Annotated in this window: 17 protein-coding genes, 2 pseudogenes and 1 riboswitch; of the genes and pseudogenes, 10 read left to right on the forward strand and 9 right to left on the reverse strand. The window is 73.1% G+C overall.

The window, feature by feature from the left end:
- Positions 1-11: 11 nt before the first annotated feature.
- Positions 12-1,394: an FAD-binding oxidoreductase gene (locus AB0937_RS23805; RefSeq protein WP_366714194.1), complete on the forward strand. Its 1,383-nt coding sequence runs from the start codon at positions 12-14 to the stop codon at positions 1,392-1,394.
- A 20-nt stretch (positions 1,395-1,414) separates the two neighbouring features.
- Positions 1,415-2,170, forward strand: a complete 756-nt coding sequence (locus tag AB0937_RS23810) for a decaprenylphospho-beta-D-erythro-pentofuranosid-2-ulose 2-reductase (RefSeq protein ID WP_142160355.1) — start codon at positions 1,415-1,417, stop codon at positions 2,168-2,170.
- Positions 2,171-2,370: 200 nt separating this feature from the next.
- Here the strand turns inward: AB0937_RS23810 and AB0937_RS23815 are convergent, their stop codons facing one another.
- Positions 2,371-2,949, reverse strand: a complete 579-nt coding sequence (locus AB0937_RS23815; RefSeq protein ID WP_366714195.1) for a 2'-5' RNA ligase family protein — start codon at positions 2,947-2,949, stop codon at positions 2,371-2,373.
- 139 nt (positions 2,950-3,088) lie between these two features.
- On the reverse strand, positions 3,089-4,102 hold the full coding sequence (gene trpS, locus AB0937_RS23820; protein WP_366714196.1) for a tryptophan--tRNA ligase: 1,014 nt from the start codon (positions 4,100-4,102) through the stop codon (positions 3,089-3,091).
- 303 nt (positions 4,103-4,405) lie between these two features.
- Here trpS and AB0937_RS23825 point away from each other — a divergent pair.
- Positions 4,406-4,979: pseudogene (locus AB0937_RS23825) on the forward strand (hypothetical protein).
- Positions 4,980-4,991: 12 nt separating this feature from the next.
- On the opposite strand, the gene AB0937_RS23830 reads toward AB0937_RS23825, so the two are convergent.
- The 3 genes from AB0937_RS23830 to AB0937_RS23840 all read right to left on the reverse strand — a co-directional run bounded on the left by AB0937_RS23830 (position 4,992) and on the right by AB0937_RS23840 (position 8,237).
- Complete coding sequence (locus tag AB0937_RS23830) at positions 4,992-6,440, reverse strand: glycine hydroxymethyltransferase (protein WP_366714197.1); 1,449 nt, start codon at positions 6,438-6,440, stop codon at positions 4,992-4,994.
- Between the two features lie 33 nt (positions 6,441-6,473).
- A riboswitch (ZMP/ZTP riboswitch) is annotated at positions 6,474-6,560 on the reverse strand.
- Between the two features lie 125 nt (positions 6,561-6,685).
- Positions 6,686-7,870, reverse strand: coding sequence for a glutathionylspermidine synthase family protein (locus AB0937_RS23835; protein WP_366714198.1), 1,185 nt, complete (start codon positions 7,868-7,870; stop codon positions 6,686-6,688).
- A 16-nt stretch (positions 7,871-7,886) separates the two neighbouring features.
- Positions 7,887-8,237 carry a hypothetical protein gene (locus tag AB0937_RS23840; RefSeq protein WP_366714199.1) on the reverse strand — a complete coding sequence of 117 codons (351 nt, stop codon included), beginning with the start codon at positions 8,235-8,237 and terminating at the stop codon, positions 7,887-7,889.
- A gap of 127 nt (positions 8,238-8,364) precedes the next feature.
- Between AB0937_RS23840 and AB0937_RS23845 the strand changes: the two genes are divergently transcribed.
- The 4 genes and pseudogenes from AB0937_RS23845 to AB0937_RS23860 form a co-directional block, all read left to right on the forward strand.
- Positions 8,365-9,210 carry a hypothetical protein gene (locus tag AB0937_RS23845; RefSeq protein ID WP_366714254.1) on the forward strand — a complete coding sequence of 282 codons (846 nt, stop codon included), beginning with the start codon at positions 8,365-8,367 and terminating at the stop codon, positions 9,208-9,210.
- Positions 9,211-9,598: 388 nt separating this feature from the next.
- On the forward strand, positions 9,599-9,904 hold the full coding sequence (locus AB0937_RS23850; RefSeq protein ID WP_366714200.1) for a hypothetical protein: 306 nt from the start codon (positions 9,599-9,601) through the stop codon (positions 9,902-9,904).
- Positions 9,905-9,934: 30 nt separating this feature from the next.
- Positions 9,935-12,328, forward strand: coding sequence for a chorismate-binding protein (locus tag AB0937_RS23855; RefSeq protein WP_366714201.1), 2,394 nt, complete (start codon positions 9,935-9,937; stop codon positions 12,326-12,328).
- A gap of 60 nt (positions 12,329-12,388) precedes the next feature.
- Positions 12,389-12,795 (forward strand): annotated as a pseudogene (locus AB0937_RS23860) (AMP-binding protein); the annotation flags it as partial.
- Between the two features lie 82 nt (positions 12,796-12,877).
- On the opposite strand, the gene AB0937_RS23865 reads toward AB0937_RS23860, so the two are convergent.
- Positions 12,878-14,266, reverse strand: coding sequence for a PLP-dependent aminotransferase family protein (locus AB0937_RS23865; RefSeq protein WP_366714202.1), 1,389 nt, complete (start codon positions 14,264-14,266; stop codon positions 12,878-12,880).
- 47 nt (positions 14,267-14,313) lie between these two features.
- On the opposite strand from AB0937_RS23865, the gene AB0937_RS23870 reads away from it, so the two are divergent.
- The 3 genes from AB0937_RS23870 to AB0937_RS23880 are packed head-to-tail and all read left to right on the forward strand — an operon-like array spanning position 14,314 to position 15,991.
- On the forward strand, positions 14,314-14,832 hold the full coding sequence (locus tag AB0937_RS23870; protein ID WP_366714203.1) for a carboxymuconolactone decarboxylase family protein: 519 nt from the start codon (positions 14,314-14,316) through the stop codon (positions 14,830-14,832).
- Positions 14,829-15,275: a carboxymuconolactone decarboxylase family protein gene (locus AB0937_RS23875; RefSeq protein ID WP_366714204.1), complete on the forward strand. Its 447-nt coding sequence runs from the start codon at positions 14,829-14,831 to the stop codon at positions 15,273-15,275. The genes AB0937_RS23870 and AB0937_RS23875 overlap by 4 nt, the downstream gene beginning before the upstream one ends.
- Positions 15,272-15,991: an isocitrate lyase/phosphoenolpyruvate mutase family protein gene (locus AB0937_RS23880; RefSeq protein ID WP_366714205.1), complete on the forward strand. Its 720-nt coding sequence runs from the start codon at positions 15,272-15,274 to the stop codon at positions 15,989-15,991. The genes AB0937_RS23875 and AB0937_RS23880 overlap by 4 nt, the downstream gene beginning before the upstream one ends.
- Before the next feature lie 3 nt (positions 15,992-15,994).
- On the opposite strand, the gene AB0937_RS23885 is transcribed toward AB0937_RS23880, so the two are convergent.
- From AB0937_RS23885 to AB0937_RS23895, 3 genes are read right to left on the reverse strand one after another with little or no spacing between them, the layout of a single operon-like run.
- Complete coding sequence (locus AB0937_RS23885) at positions 15,995-16,951, reverse strand: ABC transporter substrate-binding protein (RefSeq protein ID WP_366714206.1); 957 nt, start codon at positions 16,949-16,951, stop codon at positions 15,995-15,997.
- Between the two features lies 1 nt (position 16,952).
- Positions 16,953-18,902: an ABC transporter permease subunit gene (locus AB0937_RS23890; RefSeq protein ID WP_366714207.1), complete on the reverse strand. Its 1,950-nt coding sequence runs from the start codon at positions 18,900-18,902 to the stop codon at positions 16,953-16,955.
- Entirely contained in the window at positions 18,902-19,972 is a 1,071-nt protein-coding gene (locus AB0937_RS23895) for a glycine betaine/L-proline ABC transporter ATP-binding protein (protein ID WP_366714208.1), read from the reverse strand. Before AB0937_RS23895 ends, AB0937_RS23890 begins: the two co-directional genes overlap by 1 nt.
- Between the last annotated feature and the right edge of the window lie 3 nt (positions 19,973-19,975).

Consider the following 19,975-nt stretch of genomic DNA (forward strand, 5'->3'; position numbering starts at 1 on the left):
CGGTCACGAACATGTCTGCCGACACCGATTCCGACCCGGACGTCATGGGCCTGAACCACACCACCGTCACAGGTTGGGGCCGCACCGCACCCACTGGTGCCTGGCTGATCCGTCCGCGGACGTACGAGGAAGCCGCAGCGGCCGTCCGGGACTGCGGGGCGCGCGGCGGGATCCCCCGGGGCCTGGGGCGGGCGTACGGGGACGCGGCGCAGAACGCGGGCGGCTCCGTGCTCGACATGACGGCCCTGGACCGGGTGCACGCGATCGACGCCGACGGCGGGACCGTGCTGTGCGACGCGGGCGTCTCCCTGCACCGGCTGATGGAGGTGCTGCTGCCGCTCGGCTGGTTCGTGCCGGTCACCCCCGGCACCCGCTACGTCACCGTCGGCGGGGCGATCGGCGCCGACATCCACGGCAAGAACCATCACGTCTCCGGCTCCTTCGCGCGGCACGTCCTCGCGCTCGAACTGCTCACCGCCGACGGCGAGATCCGCACGGTGATCCCCGGTACGCCGTTGTTCGACGCGACGGCCGGTGGCATGGGCCTGACCGGAGTGATCCTCACCGCGACGATCCGGCTCCAGCCGGTCGAGACGTCGCTGATGTCCGTCGACACCGAGCGGGCGTCGGACCTCGACGACCTGATGGCCCGGCTGGCGGCCACCGACCACCGCTACCGCTACTCGGTCGCCTGGATCGACCTGCTGGCCCGGGGCGCCGCCACCGGGCGCGCGGTCCTCACCCGCGGCGACCACGCACCCCTGGACGCGCTCCCCGCACGCCTGCGCCGGGAGCCGCTCGCCTTCCGCACCCCCCGCCTCCCGGCGACCCCCGCGATCCTCCCCGAGGGCCTGCTCAGCCGGACGACCGTGGGCCTGTTCAACGAGCTGTGGTACCGCAAGGCCCCGCGCGCCCGGACCGGCCAACTCCAGCGGATCTCCGGCTTCTTCCACCCCTTGGACGGCGTGCCCCACTGGAACCGCGTCTACGGCCGCGGCGGCTTCGTGCAGTACCAGTTCGTCGTCGGCTACGGCCGGGAGGACGCGCTGCGCCGGATCGTGCGCCGCATCTCCGAACGCCGCTGCCCGTCCTTCCTGGCCGTCCTCAAGCGCTTCGGGGAGTCCGACCCGGGCTGGCTGTCCTTCCCCGTGCCGGGCTGGACGCTGGCCCTGGACATCCCGGCGGGCCTGCCCGGCCTGGGCACCTTCCTCGACGAGCTGGACGAGGAGGTCGCCGCCGCCGAGGGCCGCGTCTACCTCGCGAAGGACGCCCGGCTGCGTCCCGAGCTGCTCGCGGCCATGTACCCGCGTCTCGACGACTTCCGCGAGCTGCGCGCCCGGCTGGATCCGAGCGGGGTGTTCGTGTCCGACCTGGCCCGCCGCCTCAGTCTCTGAGCCATCCCCTAGGAGCTGTCATGAAGGACGCCTTCGGCCTCCCCCAGTCCCTGCTCGTCCTCGGCGGCACGTCGGAGATCGCGCTGGCGACCGCCCGCCGGCTGATCGCCCGCCGCACCCGCACGGTCTGGCTGGCGGGCCGCCCCTCCCCCGCCCTGGAGGAGGCCGCCGGGCAGCTGCGCGGGCTCGGCGCCGACGTCCACACCGTGGCCTTCGACGCGCTCGACCCGGCCTCCCACGAGGCCGTGCTCGGCAAGGTCTTCGCCGAGGGCGACGTCGACATGGTGCTGCTCGCCTTCGGGCTGCTGGGTGACCAGGCCCGTGACGAGCGCGAGCCCGAGGCGGCCGTACGGGTCGCGCAGACCAACTACACCGGCGCGGTCTCGGCTGGCCTGGTGTGCGCCCGCTCGCTCCAGTCCCAGGGACACGGCTCGCTGGTCGTGATGTCGTCGGTGGCGGGCGAGCGGGCCCGCCGGGCGAACTTCATCTACGGCTCCAGCAAGGCCGGCCTCGACGCCTTCGCCCAGGGCCTGGGCGACGCGCTGCACGGCACGGGCGTGCACGTCATGGTCGTACGCCCCGGCTTCGTGCGGACGCGGATGACCGCCGGGCTGCCCGAGGCGCCGCTGGCGACCACACCGGAGGCGGTCGCGACGGCCGTGGAGCTGGGGCTGCGGCGCCGCACGGAGACGGTGTGGGTGCCGGGGACGCTGCGCGTGGTGATGGCGGCGCTGCGGCACCTGCCGCGCGGGGTGTTCCGCCGGCTGCCGGTCTGACCGGCACGGGTTCGGCGGATGCCCGCCTGACCGGCAGGGGGTTCGGCGGATGCCCGCCTGACCGGCAGGGGGTTCGGCGGATGCCCGCCTGACCGGCAGGGGGAGGCCTGACAGCTGCCGGTGAACGACAGGGGGGCTGACGGCTGCCGGTGACCGACGGGGGGAGGTCTGGGCGGCTGCCGGTCTGACCGGCGGGGGCCTCAGCGGGTGGGGACCGAACCGCGCTCCGCCCGCCCGGCCTGCGGGGGGACCACCGAGCCGCCGAAGGGGAACTCGCGGAGCTTGCGCCAGACGCCGTCGGCGCCCTGCTCGTAGAGGGCGAAGCCGGTGCAGGGCCACTCGGCCTCGTACCCGGCGAGTTCCTCGAAGGCCCGGTCCATGGCCGCCTCGTCGATGCCGTGCGCCACCGTGACGTGCGGGTGGTACGGGAACTGCAGTTCGCGTGCGGCCGGCCCGGCGGGGTCGCGGACCTGCTGCTGGAGCAGCGTGCAGGCCTCCGCGCCCTCGACGACCCGGACGTACACCACCGGCGACAGGGGCCGGAAGGTGCCCGTGCCGGACAGCCGCATGGGGAACGCGCGGCCGGCCGCCGCGACCTCGGCCAGGTGCGCCTCGACCGCCGGCAGGGAGGCCTCGTCGACCTCCGTCGGCGGCAGCAGGGTGACGTGCGTGGGGATGCCGTGAGCAGCGGCGTCGCCGAAGCCCGCGCGCAGCTGCTGGAGCTCGCTGCCGTAAGGCTCCGGGACCGCGATCGAGACACCGATCGTTACGGTCCCCACGTCGTCTCCTGTCGTGTCAGTGTGGCCGCTGATACGACCACCCGGTTATCGACTGTACGGCCACAGCCGGGTTACGGGCAGGCGCAACCGGAGTGATGTACAGCGCTGTTCGGTGGTACGGCTGTGCGCGGGGGCCGGTTCAGTGCTTGGCGGGCAGGAAGCCGACCTTGTCGTACGCCTGGGCGAGGGTCTCCGCGGCGACCGCGCGGGCCTTCTCGGCGCCCTTGGCCAGGATCGAGTCGAGCGTCTCGGGGTCGTCCAGGTACTGCTGGGTGCGCTCCCGGAACGGCGTGACGAACTCGACCATGATTTCGGCGAGATCCGTCTTGAGCGCGCCGTACATCTTGCCGGTGTACTTCTCCTCCAGCTCGGCGATGCTCTCGCCGGTGAGGGTCGAGTAGATCGTGAGCAGGTTGCTGATGCCCGGCTTGTTCTCGGCGTCGTAGCGGATCACGGTGTCCGTGTCGGTGACGGCGCTCTTGACCTTCTTGGCCGTGGCCTTCGGCTCGTCGAGGAGGTTGATGAGGCCCTTCGGCGTGGACGCCGACTTGCTCATCTTGATCGACGGGTCCTGGAGGTCGTAGATCTTCGCCGTCTCCTTGAGGATGTACGGCTTGGGCAGCGTGAAGGTCTCGCCGAACCGGCCGTTGAAGCGCGTGGCGAGGTCACGGGTGAGCTCGATGTGCTGGCGCTGGTCCTCGCCGACCGGGACCTCGTGGGCCTGGTAGAGCAGGATGTCCGCGACCTGGAGGATCGGGTACGTGAACAGGCCGACCGAGGCGCGCTCGGCGCCCTGCTTGGCGGACTTGTCCTTGAACTGGGTCATCCGGCCGGCCTCGCCGAAACCGGTGAGGCAGTTCATGATCCAGGCGAGCTGGGCGTGCTCGGGGACGTGGCTCTGCACGAAGAGCGTGCAGCGGTCCGGGTCGAGGCCCGCCGCGAGGAGCTGGGCCGCGGCCAGGCGCGTGTTCGCGCGCAGGTCCTTCGGATCCTGCGGGATGGTGATCGCGTGCAGGTCGACGACCATGTAGAACGCGTCGTGGGTCTCCTGCAGGGCCACCCACTGGCGGACGGCGCCGAGGTAGTTGCCGAGGTGGAACGAGCCGGCGGTGGGCTGGATCCCGGAGAGCACGCGAGGTCGGTCAGAGGCCATGCTCCCCATTCTCTCAGGTCCCGGGGGCCGATCCGGAACCGGCCGGAAACAGACGGGCTCCTGTTCGGCTCGGGCGGTGTAACAAGAGGGGGAGGCACGCGGGGGTCTCCCCGGCCGTGCTCGGGTGGGTGGACCTGGAGGGGGACCGATGCGGGCACGAGGCGGGGCCGGGAGAGCGCGGGGCCGGAGCCGGGTGGCGCGGCCCACGCGGGGGTGATGGCGGCGGTCGTGCCGGCGGGGTGTGCGGCGGTCCCGGCCGCCGCGGCCCTCCCGGCGCGGGGGCGGGACGTCCCGGACGTGGCGATGGTCGTGGCGGGCGGCACGGGGCGGACGACGGCGGCGCGCTCGGGCCGGCGCGGCTTCGCCCGTCTGTGGCAGCTGCCGCAGCCCATGGCCAGGGGGACGGAGGGGGTGCCGGAGGAAGGGACGAAGGGGAACTTTCCGCAGGTGAGGCTCACCGTGGTGTGGGGGCTGTCCGGTGTCGGCGGCCGGCCGAGCACCAACCGGCCGCCGGGCGGGGACGTGGCCGTCGAGCGGCAGGACCAGGACGGTACGCCCTGGGTCCGCACGGATCCGGCGCCCGCCGTGGAGGACGACGACATCCGCTGGCACCGGGGGGGCACCGGCGGTCGCTCTTCGAGCGGCTGGACGGGGCGCGGCTGCTCGGTGCCGGGCAGGGCGCTCCCGCGGGGAGTGCGTCGGCCGCTGATCTGCCCCATGGGGCGCGGGGTGAGGTGCGCTGGGCGGTGGCGGCCGGGCGCTGGGGCTCGCGGCCGGTGCCGGTGGCACGCTGCCGGTACGCCGCGCGGCGGCCCGGCGGGAAGCCGGACCGCCGCGGGAGGAGTCTCGTCAGGTGCTGATCGACCTGGACGATTGACGGGCGCGGGTGTCAGCCGAGGTCGATCTCCGGGTACAGCGGGAAACCGGCCACGAGGTCGGTGGCGCGCTGGGAGATCTCGTCCGCCACCTTCGCGTCGAGGACGTGGGACGCCTTGGAGGGGGCGCCCGACTTGATCGTGCCCGGCTCCGCGGTGGTGAGGACGCGGTCGATCAGTCCGGCCACCTCGTCCATCTCCGCCGTGCCGAGGCCACGGGTGGTCAGGGCGGGGGTGCCGATGCGGATGCCGGAGGTGTACCAGGCGCCGTTCGGGTCGGCGGGGATGGCGTTGCGGTTGGTGACGATGCCCGAGTCGAGCAGGGCCGCCTCGGCCTGGCGGCCGGTGAGACCGTAGGAGGAGGCGACGTCGATCAGGTTCAGGTGGTTGTCCGTACCGCCCGTCACCAGCGTCGCGCCGCGGCGCATCAGGCCCTCGGCCAGCGCGCGGGAGTTGTCGACGATGCGCTGGGCGTAGTCGCGGAAGGACTCCTGGCGGGCCTCCGCGAGGGCCACGGCCTTGGCCGCCATGACGTGCGGGAGGGGGCCGCCGAGGACCATCGGGCAGCCGCGGTCGACCTGGTCCTTCAGGGAGTCGTCGCACAGCACCATGCCGCCGCGGGGGCCGCGCAGCGACTTGTGGGTGGTGGTCGTCACGATCTGGGCGTGCGGGACCGGGTCGAAGTCGCCGGTGAGGACCTTGCCCGCGACCAGACCGGCGAAGTGCGCCATGTCGACCATGAGCGTCGCGCCGACCTCGTCGGCGATCTCCCGCATGATCCGGAAGTTCACCAGACGGGGGTAAGCGGAGTAGCCGGCGACGATGATCAGCGGCTTGAACTCGCGGGCGGAGGTGCGCAGCGCCTCGTAGTCGATGAGGCCCGTGGCCGGGTCCGTGCCGTAGGAGCGCTGGTCGAACATCTTGCCGGAGATGTTCGGGCGGAAGCCGTGGGTGAGGTGGCCGCCGGCGTCCAGGGACATGCCGAGCATGCGCTGGTTGCCGAAGGCACGGCGCAGCTCGGCCCAGTCGGCCTCGGAGAGGTCGTTGACCTGGCGGGCGCCGGCCTTCTCCAGGGCGGGGACCTCGACGCGCTGGGCGAGGACCGACCAGAAGGCGACGAGGTTGGCGTCGATGCCCGAGTGCGGCTGGACGTAGGCGTGGCGGGCTCCGAAGAGCTCCTTGGCGTGCTCGGCGGCGAGGGACTCGACGGTGTCGACGTTGCGGCAGCCCGCGTAGAAGCGGCGGCCGATGGTGCCCTCGGCGTACTTGTCGCTGAACCAGTTGCCCATCGCGAGGAGGGTGGCCGGGGAGGCGTAGTTCTCGGAGGCGATCAGCTTGAGCATCTCGCGCTGGTCGGCGACCTCCTGGCCGATGGCGTCCGCCACGCGGGGTTCCACGGCGCGGATCACGTCGAGGGCGGCGCGGTAGGCGGTGGAAGCGGGGGAAAGGGGCTCGGCTGACATGTGTGGACCTCCGGACGTTGCGTTCAGCGTTCACGGTACGGCCCAGGCGCACGGCTCTGTCTGCTCGGGCCGCTCCCCGATGGTTGGTCCCATCCCAGCGCGCCAGTCACGGCCCACGGTCAGCCTACCGGGTGGGGCGGGCGGGGAGCGTCTGCCGGGTTGCTCTCGGTGCCGGGTGCGGGAGTACGTGGCTTGTCGCGCAGTTCCCCGCGCCCCTTTCAGGGGCGTGCTCCTCCCGGCCCCGTCTAAAGGATCACGTGGGGCAGGAACCTCGCGTACTCGTCCGTTATCAGGCCCGAGGACTCGCGGATGCCCAGGCCGGCAGGCTCGTTCTCCACCACCCAGGCGCCCAGGACCACCCGGTTGCCGTCGAAGTCGGGGAGGGGGGCCAGTTGCTGGTAGCAGCAGGGCTCGTCGCGGACGGCGGGCGCGGACCCGGGCTCGTGGATGGTGACGCCCGCGCCCTCGCGGCCGAGGAGGGGCTTGGCCACCCAGCCCTCGGAAGCGGGCAGGTCCCGGGGGCCGTCCAGGTACGCCGGGAGAAGGTTCGGGTGGTCCGGGAACAGCTCCCAGAGGACGGCCAGGAGCGCCTTGTTGCTGAGGAGCATCTTCCAGGCCGGCTCGATCCACAGGGTGGAGCCCGTGCCGCCGCCGTTGTCCAGGGTGTCCAGGACGTGGTCCGCGAAGCGGTCGGTGGTGAGCCACTCCCACGGGTAGAGCTTGAAGATGCTGCGGATGAAGCGCAGGCGGTTGTCGACGAAGCGGCCGGAGAGGCGGTCCCAGCCGATCTCCTCCATGGCGATCCAGTCGGTCGCCAGGCCCGCCTGCTCGGCGGTCTCCTTCAGGTAGGCGACCGTCATCATGTCCTCGCCGAGCTCGTCGGCGGACGAGTACGCGAAGTACAGGGGGTTGCCCGGCGGCAGGAGGGCGGCCTGCTTCTTCCAGGCGTCGATGAGGCGCTCGTGCAGGGAGTTCCACTGGTCGGCGCCGGGGAAGCGGTCCTCCATCCAGAACCACTGGGGCGACGCGGCCTCGACCAGTGAGGTGGGGGTGTCCGCGTTGTACTCCAGGAGCTTGGCCGGGCCGGTGCCGTCGTAGCGGAGGTCGAAGCGGCCGTAGACGGAGGGGAGTTCGGCGCGGCGGTGCCAGGCCTCGGCGACCGTGCGGGCCACGCGGGGGTCGGTGATGCCGAGGTCGGCGAAGCGGTCCCGGCTGACGATGTGGTCGGCCGCGGCCAGGCACATGCGGTGGAGGTCCTCGACCACCTCTTCCAGCGCCTCGACCTCGTCCAGCGAGAAGACGTAGTACGCGCTCTCGTCCCAGTAGGGGCGCAGGGAGCCGTCGGGGTAGCGGGTCAGGGGATAGATCAGACCCTGTTCCTCGACGGTCTGCTGCCAGCCGGGGCGGGGCTCGGCGGTTCTGCGTTCCATCTGCCGTACCCGCCCGTCAGCCGCCGCCGCTGCCGGAGCCGGAGCAGCCGAAGCCGCCCCGGTCGACGGCCTCGCTGCGGCTGAAGGTGCCGTGGTCGGCGTAGCCGCCGCTGACGTCGGCGTCGTAGTACCAGTCGGCGTCGGCGGCCCTGGTCTTGCCGGTCTTGCGGCCCTTGCCGGAGGAGGACGTGCCGGACGAGCAGTTCTTGTCGGCGACGATCTTGTAGCCGTTGATGTAGTCGTAGCTGTCCCGGTCCACACAGCGGCGGTCCGGGTCGGAGCCGCAGGCGGACAGGGCCGCCGCGAGGACGCCCATGCCGCCCAGCACCACCGTGCTCGAACGCAGCCGTCGCCGTGTTTCAGCCATGTGCGTGTCTCCCCGTGTCTCCCCGTTCCGTGCACTGACAGGCGGTCAGCCTAGAGAGGGGTGAGGACGGGCGCGCATGGCCCCCCGGCCGGGGCCGCTCCCCTACTGTCGTTTTGTGATCTTTGGAATGGTGTGCGCCCTTGGTGCGGCGGTCTGCTTCGGTACGGCGACGGTGTTGCAGGCGATCGCCGCGCGGTCGGCGGCGGCGACCGGGCCGGGCGGGGACGTGGCGCTGCTGTGGCGGGCGCTGCGGCAGTGGCGGTATCTGGCCGGTCTGGCGCTGGACGGGCTCGGCTTCGTGCTGCAGATCCTGGCGCTGCGGTCGGTGCCGATCTACGCCGTGGGGGCGGCACTGGCGGCGAGTCTCGCGGTGACGGCGGTGGTGGCGGCGCGGCTGCTCGAGGTGCGGCTGAGCCGCGTCGAGTGGGCGGCGGTGGCGGTGGTGTGCGCCGGGCTCGCGCTGCTGGGGCTGGCGTCGGGGGCGGAGGGCGACGAGCCCGGGCCGGGCTGGCTGCCGTGGGCGATGCTCGGGGCGGCGGCCGGGGTGCTGCTGCTCGGGGTGCTCGGCGGGCGGCTGCCGGAGCGAGGGCGGGCGCTGACGCTCGGACTGGGCGCGGGGCTGGGGTTCGGGGTGGTGGAGGTGTCGGTGCGGCTGATCGACGGGTTCTCGCCCGGTGAGCTGTTCCCGAATCCGGCGACGTACGCGCTGCTGCTCGGCGGCGGGGCGGCGTTCCTGCTGCTGACCACGGCCCTGCAGCGCGGGTCGGTCACCACGGCGACGGCCGGGCTGGTGCTCGGGGAGACCGTGGCGCCGGCACTGATCGGGGTGGTGTGGCTCGGGGACCGTACGCGGCCGGGGCTGGGCTGGCTGGCGATCGTCGGTTTCGCGGTGGCGGTGGCGGGGGCGCTGGCGTTGTCACGGTTCGGGGAGGCGCCGGTGGAGGCGGAGGAGGGCGCTGCCGCGCGGGCGTGAGCAGGCACTTTCCGGCTGCTGAAAGCCCGTGCTTCGGGAGCGATTCCGCGAACAGCCGGAGAATTATTCGTTGAATCTTGAACGCGCGGCGAGCGCTTTCCGTAAGGGACGGCGTGACCAGTAATCCCGTCCACGGTCACCGTGGCCTATCGCGTGACGCCGGGCCGTGCGGCCGACCTCCATTCCCGGGGGTGGGCCATGCTGGGCGCGACCGCGCGACAGCCGGGATTTCTGGGGGGGTGGAGTACTTGTCGACGGAGGGGCGGAGTGGCATGTCGTCCATCGCTTCGCCAGCGAGGGTTCGGCCCTGGCCTGGGAGAAATCGCCCTCCCGGGAGCAGTGGGACGCCCGGCTGGAAGGGGTCGCCCGGGAGGCGGAGCGCCGGAGGGTGCCGGGCGCCCGGGCCTGGTTCGACGCGCAGACGCTGACGCCCGCGCCACCGGCCCCGCCGGCCAAGTGGAAACTGTGGTTCGTGAATATGAGCGCGGTTTTCCCGCCGGTGCTCCTGTTCAATCCGACGGTGCTTCCCCACCTCGGTGACCTCAATGCACTGTTTCGCACGCTGTTGTTGTGTCTGTGTCTGACGGCCCTCGTCACCTGGATTCTCATGCCGCGACCCCAGCGTTTCTTCAGGAAATGGCTGTATCCGTCGCTCCAGGCACTGCGCGGGCGGCACAAACGCCGGGCCGCATAGGCCCGTGAACGAACAGAGGGAGGTGGGCGGGTGAAGACCCTGCTCATCGACAATTACGGCTCGTACACGTACAACCTGTTCCAGCTGATCGCCGAGGTCAACGGCGAGGAGCCGGTGGTGGTCCGGAACGACGCGCCCGTCGACGGTCTCCCCGACCTCCGCGCGTTCGACAACCTCGTGGTGTCCCCCGGCCCGGGGCACCCGGGCGAGGCGCGTGACTTCGGCATCGGGAGCAGGCTGCTGGCGACCTCCCCGGTTCCCGTGCTCGGGGTGTGCCTGGGGCACCAGGGCATCGCGCTCGGCGAGGCGGGACGGGTGGTGCCCGCGCCACGGCCGCGGCACGGGCACCTGTCCACGATCCGGCACGACGGACGGGACCTGTTCCACGGCCTGCCGCAGCACTTCACCGCCGTCCGCTACCACTCGCTGGCCGTGCGCGAGCCGCTGCCGGAGACCCTGGAGGCCACGGCCTGGTCGGAGGACGGTGTCCTGATGGGGCTCCGGCACCGCGAACGGCCGCTGTGGGGAGTGCAGTTCCATCCGGAGTCGGTCCTCACGGAGTACGGGCACCGCATGCTCGTGAACTTCCGCAACCTGACGGCCGAGCGGGCCGGCAAGCTGCGCTCGAAGAACACCGCCGTGCCGTCGCACGAAGGGGTCCGGCGGCGGCCCGTCGTCCCGGAGTGCGACGCGGGGCTCCGGCGGGCAGGGGCCGCCCTCGGGGGCCCCGGGCCCCTTCGCAAGCCCGCGACGGCGGCCGTCTTCCAGGTCACCGCGCGCTCCCGGGCGGCCGTCGTCCCCCTCGGCGCGGCGAAACCGTCGAGCGAGACCGCTTCGGCGCACCCGGGCGTCCCGGCCGCGGGACGGGGCACGCCTGACGGCGCGGGTGCGTCCGCCGCCGCCAGCACCCGGCCCCGTCACCCCGGGCGGGCCGGGTATCGGCTGCACACCCGGCGGATCAGCGGTGCCGTGGACACCGAGGCGGTCTTCGGCCGGCTGTTCGCCGGGTCACCGCGTGCCTTCTGGCTGGACAGCTCGCTGGTCGAGCCGGGGCGTTCGCGGTTCTCGTTCCTCGGGGACGACCAGGGGCCGCTCGCGGAGTTCGTGCGGTACGACGTCGCCGCCGGGCAGTGCGAGATAGAGCGGGCGGGCCGGCCGGTGCGGCGGGTCAGGGCGAGCGTCTTCGACTACCTCAAGCGGCAGTTGACCAACCGCCGCGTGGACGCGACGGGGCTGCCGTTCGACTTCACCGGTGGCTACGTCGGCTACTTCGGCTACGAGGTGAAGGCCGACTGCGGGTCGTCCAACCGGCACCGCTCCCCCGCCCCGGACGCCGCCTGGCTGTTCGCCGACCGGGTGATCGCGGTGGACCACGAGAAGGGCTTCACCTACGTGGTGTGCCTGGCGGAGGACACCCCGCAGGCCGCGCGGGAGGCCGCCGACTGGCTGGAGGGCGTGCTGACCGGTCTCTCCTGCGTGGCGACGGAGCGGCCGGTGCTGCCCGGGCCGCCGTCCCCGGCCGACCCCGGCGCCGCCGAGCCGTGGCTGGTGCGCGACCGGGCGGCCTACCTCGCCGACATCGAGGCGTGCCGGCGGGCGCTGCAGGCGGGCACCAGCTACGAGGTCTGCCTGACGAACGCCGCCCGGCTGCCCGCCCCGCCCGACGCGCTGGAGTTCTACCGGACGCTGCGCCGCGACAACCCGGCCCCCCACGCGGCGTTCCTGAAATTCGGGGAGCTGGAGGTGGCCGGTTCCTCGCCCGAGCGGTTCCTGCGGATCGGCCGGGACGGCACCGCCGAGGCCCGGCCCCTCAAGGGCACCGCGCCCCGGGGCGACGGACCGGAGGAGGACGCCCGGCTGCGTGACGCGCTCGCGGCGGACGCCAAGACCCGCGCCGAGAACCTTGTGATCGTCGACCTGCTGCGCAACGACCTGGGGCAGGTGTGCCGGACCGGGACCGTGCGGGTCTCCCAGTTGATGGCCACGGAGACGTACGCCACCGTGCACCAGCTGGTCTCGACCGTGCAGGGCAGGCTGCGGGACGGCACGGACGCGGTGGACTGCGTCCGTGCCTGCTTCCCCGGCGGGTCGATGACCGGCGCGCCGAAGCTGCGCACGCTGGAGATCATCGACTCGCTGGAGACCGAGGCCCGTGGCGTGTACTCCGGTGCCCTCGGCTACTTCGGGTGCGGCGGCGGCGCGGACCTCGCCATCGTGATCCGGACCGCCGTCTTCATCGACGGCCGGGTGCATCTGGGGGCGGGCGGCGCGATCGTCCTCGGGTCCGACCCGGAGGCCGAGTACGAGGAGATGCTGCTGAAGACCGCGGCCCCCCTGCGGGCCCTCAGCCGGCACACGGCCGACCCGACGCGCCCGCGGTCCCCGGGGCAGAAGGCCGGTGCGGCCGGGGAGGCCCGGCGATGACCAGCCCGCAGGCCACGCTGAGCCCGGCCGGGACCGGGGCGCCCGGGAATCCCGCGGCCGTTCTGCGCCAACGGCTTCGCCCACCACCGTCCGGGCACCGTGGGCCTTCCCGTGCCCGGTTTCGAGGTGGAGCTGCGCGACCGGGACGGCCGGCCCGTGCCGGACGGCGACGAGGGCGAGATGTGGGTACGGGGCCGACGGTGACGCCCGGCTACCTGAACCGGCCGGAGGAGACCGCCCGGACGCCGGTCGGCGGCCGGCTGGCCACGCGCGGCCGGGCCCGCCGCGAACCGGACGGCACCTACCGGCAACTGGGCCGCGTCGACGACATGGAGATGGCCGGCGGCATCACCGTCTCGCCGCCGGAGGTGGAGGCCGCGCTGCGCGGCCATCCGGCGGTGCGGGAGGTGGCGGTGGCCGCTGTTCCCGACGGGCGCGGCGCGAGCCGGCTGTGGGCCTTCGGCGTCCTGGGCCGCGGAAAAGGCGGCGGCCGTTCACCCGTGCGGGGACCATATCCTTCGTCCAGAATTCCCGAAGGGAATTCGGTGATTATCCCGGCAGTACCGCGCAGAGCCCGTCCAGTGCTCCCGACCAGGCGTGGTCCGGCGGCGTGCCGTAGCCGACGACCAGGGCGTCGACGGGCTCGGCCCGCGCGCCGGGGTGGGTGTAGCGGGTGAGTCCGTGGAGCGCGAGACCCCGCCAGTGCGCCGCCTGGACCACCGACTGCTCGGTGCCCGGCGGCAGCCGCAGCAGGACGTGCAGACCGGCCGCGATGCCGCTGACACGGGCTTCGGGGGCCCGGGCCGTGACGGCGGCGACCAGGGCGTCCCGGCGGCGCCGGTAGCGCAGGCGGGCCGCGCGCACGTGCCGGTCGTAGGCACCGGACGTGAGGAACTCGGCCAGGGTCAGCTGGTCCAGCGTCCCGCACATGTCGACGCCGCCCTTGGCCGCCGCGACCTCCTCCGCGAGGCCCGGCGGCAGCACCATCCAGGCGAGCCGCAGCCCCGGCGCGAGGGACTTGCTCGCCGTGCCCAGGTAGACCACCCGGTCGGGGTCCAGGCCCTGGAGAGCGCCGATGGGCTGCCGGTCGTAGCGGAACTCGCCGTCGTAGTCGTCCTCCAGCACCAGACCGCCGGTGTGCCGCGCCCAGTCCACGACGGCCCTGCGGCGGTCGCGGTGCAGGGGCACGCCCATGGGGAACTGGTGGGCCGGGGTGAGGAGGACCGCACCGGCTCCGGACAGCTCGGCCGGGTCCGTGCCGAGTCGGTCGAACGGCAGCGGGGCGGTGGTGAGGCCGGAGCCGGACAGGATCCTGTGGTGCGAGTCGAGGCCGTACGACTCGACCGCGACGGTTCGCGCCCCGCGCGCCCGCAGGACGGTGGCGAGCAGCTCCAGGCCGTGTGCGAACCCGGCGCACACCACGATCCGGTCGGGGTCGGCGCGTACGCCCCGGGCCCGGGAGAGGTACCCGGCGAGCGCGGCACGCAGCTCCGGACGGCCGTACGGGTCGCCGTAGTCGAGTGCCCGGTGCGGGGCGGCGTTGAGGGCGCGGCGGGCGGCCTTCAGCCATTGCGCGCGCGGGAAGGAGGCGAGGTCGGGGCTGCCGGGGCGCAGGTCGTAGGCCGGGCGGCCGGGAGCGCGGGGGTGGGGCGCGGTGCCCGCGGGCGGGACGACCCGCCGCTCGGCGACCCGGGTGCCCGAGCCCTGCCGGGCGGTGAGCCAGCCCTCGGCGACCAGGTCGGCGTAGGCGTCGGCGACGGTGTTGCGGGCGATGCCCAGGTCGGCGGCGAGTGCCCGGGAGGACGGCAGCCGGATGCCGGGGGTCAGCCGGCCGGAGCGCACGGCCTCGCGCAGGGCGTCGGTCAGCCCCCGTCTCAGGCCCGGCCCGGTCGGCTCCACGTGCAGGTCGAGCCCCAGAGTGGCCCAGGATTCCGCCATGGAAATGGACCATACTCCTGGGCTGCTTCCTTCCTAGGGTCGACGGCATGACGACGCACACCGACGTAACGACGCCCCCGGACAGCGTGGAGTACGCCCCCGAGCGGCCCGCGCGCCTGGAGTGGGCCAAGCATGCGCCCGAGGTCTACAAGGCGATGATCCGTCTGGAGACCGCCGCCCGTAAGGGCCTGGACCACACGCTGTACGAGCTGGTGAAGATCCGGGCCTCCCAGATCAACCACTGCGCGTTCTGCATCGACATGCACACCAAGGACGCCCTGGCGGCGGGCGAGAGCGTCGAGCGGATCGTGCAGCTCAGCGCCTGGGACGAGTCGCGGCACTTCTACACCGCGAAGGAGATCGCGGCGCTGGAGCTGACGGAGGCGGTGACGGTCCTGACGGACGGTTTCGTACCGGACGAGGTCTACGACACCGCCGCGAAGCACTTCGAGGAGGCCGAGCTGGCGCAGGTCATCGCCGCGATCACGGTGATCAACGCCTGGAACCGGTTCGGGGTGACCTGCCGGATGGTGCCGGGCCACTACCAGCCCGGCCAGTACAAGTGAGCGCTCGGACCCGGCTGCTGGATCCGGCGGTCGGGCGGGCCCTGTCCGCCCTGAGCGCCACGGCGAAGAAGGGTCTCGGCGATCCGGCCCTGGCCGAACTCGTGGTGATCCGCGCCTCGCAGCTCAACCACTGCGCCTTCTGCCTCGACATGCACCTCGCGATCGCCCGCGAGTACGGGGTGAGCGAGGAGCGATTCGGTCTGCTGGCCGCGTGGCAGGAGGCCGAGGAGGTCTTCGACGAGCGGGAGCGGGCCGCGCTGGCCCTGACGGAGGCGGTGACCGTGCTGACCGAGGGCTTCGTGCCGGACGAGGTGTACGAGCGGGCCGCCAAGCACTTCGACGAGGCCGGGCTCGCCCATCTGATCGGGCTGGTCGTCGCCATCAACAACTGGAACCGGGTGATGGTCGGCCGCCGGATCCCGCCTGGGGGGTACACGCCGTGAGCAAGGTGGAGGCTTTCCGCGCACTGCATCATCACCGGGCGCCCGGCGACCCGCTGGTCCTGCCCGGGCCGTGGGACGCGGCCAGTGCGCGGGTGTTCGCCGACGCGGGTTTCCCGGCGCTCGCCACGCCCAGCGCCGGGGTCGCCGCCTCGCTCGGGTACGAGGACGGGCAGGTCCCGGCCGACGAGATGTTCGCGGCGGTCGCCCGGATCGTCCGGGCCGTCGACGTGCCCGTGTCGGCGGACGTGGAGGGCGGTTACGGGCTCGCCCCGAAGGACCTCGTGGAGCGGCTGCTGGAGGTGGGGGCGGTCGGGTGCAACCTGGAGGACTCCGAGGACGGGGTGCTCAAGGACCCGCGCGCACACGCCGACTGGCTGGCCCGGGTGCGGGAGGCGGCCGGTGACCGGCTGTTCGTCAACGCGCGCATCGACACCTTCGTCCGCGGGGTCGACGATCCCGGACGGACCATCGAGCGGGCCGCGCTGTACGTCGCCGCGGGGGCCGACTGCGTGTACCCGATCGAGGCCCCGCCGGAGGTGCTGCCGCTGCTGCGGGCCGGGATCCAGGGGCCGGTCAACGCATGGGCCCCGGCCGACGGTGGCCCCTCACCCGCCGAACTCGGCGCGCTGGGGGCCACCCGGATCACCTTCGGGCCGGGACTCCAGCGGCGGGCCGCCCGGGCCCTGCGGGAGATCGCCGACCGGCTGGCGCGGTGAACGTCAGGACAGCCACTTCTTCCACGTGGACTCGTGGCTGTCCACCCACTTCTTCGCCGCGTCCTCCGGCGTCATCTTCTTGTCGGCGATCATCAGGGAGACCTCGTTCTGGTCCTCGGTCGTCCACTTGAACTTCTTCAGGAAGGCCGCCGCCTTGCCGCCCTTCTTCGCGAAGTCCGCGTTGAGGTACTTCTGCAGCGGGGTGTGCGGATAGGCGCACGCGACCTTCTCCGGGTCGGCGTCGCAGCCCTCCTTGTACGCCGGCAGCTTCACCTCGGTCATCGGGACCTTCTTGAAGAGCCACTGCGGGGAGTACCAGTAGGTGAGGAAGGGCTTCTTCTCCTTGGCGAACTGCTTCATCTGCGTGATCTGCGCCGCCTCGGACCCGGCGAACACCACCTGGTAGTCCAGCTTCAGATTCTTCACCAGCGCCTTGTCGTTGGTGACGTAGGACGGCGAACCGTCCATCAGCTGGCCCTTGCTGCCGCTCTCCGGGGTGCGGAAGAGGTCGGCGTACTTGTTGAGGTTCTTCCAGTTCGTGATGTCGGGGTGCTGCTCGGCGAGGTACGTCGGGACGAACCAGCCGATGTGGCCGGTGACGCCGAGTCCGCCGCCGGGCGCGATCGTCTTCTTGTCCTTGACGTACCGCTGTTCCTGCTCGGGGTGACCCCAGTCCTCCAGGAGCGCGTCGACGCGGCCCTGGCTGAGGGCGTCCCAGGCGGGCACCTCGTCGACCTGGACGGTGTCGACGCGGTAGCCCAGCTCGTGCTCCAGGATGTACTGGGCGACGGCCACGTTGGACTGGGCGCCCACCCAGGACTGCACGGACAGGGTCACGGTCTTGGCGCCCTGCGCGTTGGCGAAGGGCGAGGCCTGCTTGGTCATGTCGGCCGCGCCGCAGCCGGTGAGCAGCGCCAGGGAGCTCGCCGCGGCGATCACGGCAGTCTTGCGGACTCGCATGTCACGCTCCCTTCTTCGCGCGGCGTTCGGTGGGCTGCGTCACCCGGTCGAGCATCAGGCCGAGGCAGACGATCGCCCCGCCGGCCACCAGACCGGTCGCCAGGTCGCCCTGGGCGAGACCGAAGACGACGTCGTAGCCGAGGGCGCCACCGCCGACCAGGCCGCCGATGACGACGACGGCGAGGACCAGGACGAGGCCCTGGTTGACGGCGAGCAGCAGCGCCGGACGGGCCAGCGGGAGCTGCACCTGCCGCAGCTGCTGCCAGCTGGTCGCGCCGAGCGAGCCGGACGCCTCCAGCGCGGCCGGGTCGACCTGGCGCAGTCCCTGGGTGGTGATGCGGACGACGGCCGGCAGCGCGTAGACGATCGCGGCGGCGACGGCCGGGGCGCGGCCGACGCCGAACAGGGCGACGACCGGGATCAGGTACACGAACTGCGGCATCGTCTGGAACACGTCGAGGACCGGGCGCAGTGCCCGCTCCAGCCGGTCGCTGCGGGCCGCGGCGATGCCGACGGCGAAGCCGACGACCAGGGTGACGGCGACGGCCGCCAGCACCTGGGAGAGGGTGTCCAGGGAGGGCTTCCAGACGCCGAGGACGCCGATCGCGGCCATGGCGAGGACGGCGGTGAGCGCGGTCCGCCAGGTGCCGATGACCCAGGCCAGGGCGGCGACGATCAGCAGGACGCCCCACCAGGGCAGTGCCTGCAGGCCGTCGCGCATCGGGTCGAGGACCCAGGTGGTGAAGTGGCCCGCCCAGTCGGCGGTGCCGCCGACGACCGGGACGCCCGAGTACAGGTGCGCGGTCATCCAGTCGACGGCGCGGTTGACGGGCTCGGCGATGCCGACGACCCAGGAGTCGGGCCAGTCGAGGCGGCCCGCGAGCCGCCCGGCGACCGCCACGACGACGACGCCGGCCAGAGCGAAGAGCCAGCCGCGGCCGCCGTGCGGCTCGGGTTCGGCGCCGAGCTTCTCGCCCGCCGCGCCGGTGACGCGGTCCAGGACGACGGCCAGCAGCACGATCGGGATGCCGGCGGCGAGCGCGGCACCGACGTCGACCGAGGCCAGGGCCTGGTAGACGCGGTCACCGAGACCGCCCGCGCCGATGACGGCCGCGATGACGGCCATGGACAGCGCCATCATGATCGTCTGGTTGAGGCCGAGGAGGAGTTCCTTGCGGGCCAGCGGGATCCGGGCGGTCAGCAGGCGCTGGCGTGCCGTGGAGCCGAGCGACTCGACGGCCTCCAGCACCTCCTTGTCCGCGCCGCGCAGACCGAGCGAGGTCAGGCGGGCCATGGGCGGGGCGGCGTAGATGACGGTGGCCAGGACGGCCGCCGGGACGCCGATGCCGAAGACCAGCACGACCGGCAGCAGGTAGGCGAAGGCGGGCAGCACCTGCATGGTGTCCAGGACCGGACGCAGTATGCGGTCCATCCGGTCGGACAGCCCGGCGGCGAGTCCGAGCAGCGCGCCGACGACGACCGACGCGAGGACCGCGACGACCATCAGGGCGAGCGTCTGCATGGTGGGCACCCACATGCCGAGCAGCCCGCAGGCGAGGAACGCGGCCGCGGTGCCGAGCGCCAGCCTCACGCCCGCGACCCGCCAGGCGACCAGTGCGCCCAGGGCCGTGACGCCCGCCCAGCCGACGGCCAGGAGGGTGAGGTAGACGGCCCGTACGGCGATGACGACGACGTTGCTGACGTGGCCGAAGAAGTAGAGGAACAGCGGGTGGCTGTCGCGGTTGTCGATGATCCAGTCGCTGGCCTTGGCGAGCGGCTCCGAGAAGTCGACGGTCAGCGCGCTCGGCCAGGTGCCGCTCGCCCAGCGGGCGTTGGCCAGGGGCACGAGGATCGCGGCGGCGAGGGCGAGCAGCAGCAGCTTGTGGACGGCCCGGTGCTTGAGGAGACCGGGCAGCCCGACGTGGGGCGGGTTCGCGGTGATGGTGGCCATCACACCGCCTCCTTGGGCTGCTCCGTCCCGGGCGGAGCGGGCTGCTCCGTCCCGGCGACGACGCCGAGGAGCGTGTCGGAGTCGACCACGCCCACGCAGCGGCCCTTGTCCACGACCCGGGCCGGAGCGCCGGCGCGGGCGACCGCCTCGATCGCCTCGGACACCGTGGCGTCGGGGCGCACCGCCGGTCCGCTGCCGTCCTGGCCGGCGGAGGGGCGGCGCATGGCCGTGCGGACGGTGAGGACCTGCTCGCGCGGGACGTCGCGGACGAACTCGCGGACGTAGTCGTCGGCGGGCGAGCCGACGATCTCCTCGGGCGTGCCGAGCTGCACGACCCGGCCGTCGCGCATCAGGGCGATGCGGTCACCCAGCTTGAGGGCCTCCTGGAGGTCGTGGGTGATGAAGACCATCGTGCGGCCCTCCTCGCGGTGCAGCCGGACGACCTCGTCCTGCATGTCGCGCCGGATCAGCGGGTCGAGCGCGCTGAACGGTTCGTCGAAGAGCAGTACTTCGGGGTCGGCGGCGAGCGCGCGGGCGAGGCCGACGCGCTGCTGCTGGCCACCGGACAGCTGGGTGGGGCGGCGGTGCTCCATGCCCTCGAGGCCGACCTTGGCCACGACCTCCGCGGCCCGCTCGCGCCGCTCGGCCTTGCCCATGCCCTGGATCTCCAGGCCGTAGGCGACGTTGTCGAGGACCGTGCGGTGCGGCAGCAGGCCGAAGTGCTGGAAGACCATGGCGGCGCGGTGGCGGCGCAGTTCGCGCAGCCGGGAGCGGTCCATGGCGCGGACGTCCTCGCCGTCGATGGCTATGGTGCCCGCGGTCGGCTCGATCAGCCGGGTCAGACAGCGCACCAGCGTGGACTTGCCGGAGCCGGACAGGCCCATGACGACGAAGACCTCGCCCTTGCGCACATCGAAGGTGACGTCGCGGACGGCGGCCGTGCAGCCGGTGCGGGAGCGCAGCTCGGCCGGGTCGAGGGCGGTGAGCTCGGGGTCGCCGGGTACGCGCTCGGCCTTGGGGCCGAACACCTTCCACAGGCCCTCCACCGAGAAGACGGGTGCGGTGTCCATGGT

It is taken from the genome of Streptomyces sp. NPDC047880 (genome assembly GCF_040706515.1).
Classification (GTDB): domain Bacteria; phylum Actinomycetota; class Actinomycetes; order Streptomycetales; family Streptomycetaceae; genus Streptomyces.